Annotated in this window: 1 protein-coding gene; it reads right to left on the reverse strand. The window is 61.5% G+C overall.

What is annotated here, in order from left to right:
- Positions 1–408: SIMPL domain-containing protein (locus MITSMUL_RS02135; RefSeq protein ID WP_005839540.1), on the reverse strand; the 408-nt coding region annotated here is incomplete at both ends.

Consider the following 408-nt stretch of genomic DNA (forward strand, 5'->3'; position numbering starts at 1 on the left):
AAAGGCTGCCCGGGGCAATCGGCGTGGCGGCGTCCTTCGCAGCGGCCATGAGCATGTTGCCTCCGAAGCGGCGCGTCTCGATGTAGCCCGTGCTCTCGCTGACGCTCTGGATGCCGACGATGCGCTTGCCGAGGCCTTTGGCGATGATGTCAGCCTTGTCGCGGGCGTCCTGGACGGCGTTCAGGAGGGCAACCTTGCGGACGGCCTTCGTGTCGCTTGCCGAGAAGTCGAGCGAGTTGATCTCATTGGCGCCATTGTTCAGAGCGGCGTCGATGACCTTGCCCGTCAGCTTGATGTCGCGCACGACGACGATGACGGAGTTGTTGACCGTGTAGCCCGTGACCTCATTGCGATGGTCTTTTTCCGTGCTGTAGTTCGGATAGAAGGAGTAGTTGCGCGTCTGGATGT

This window comes from Mitsuokella multacida DSM 20544 (assembly GCF_000155955.1).
Classification (GTDB): Bacteria; Bacillota; Negativicutes; order Selenomonadales; family Selenomonadaceae; genus Mitsuokella; species Mitsuokella multacida.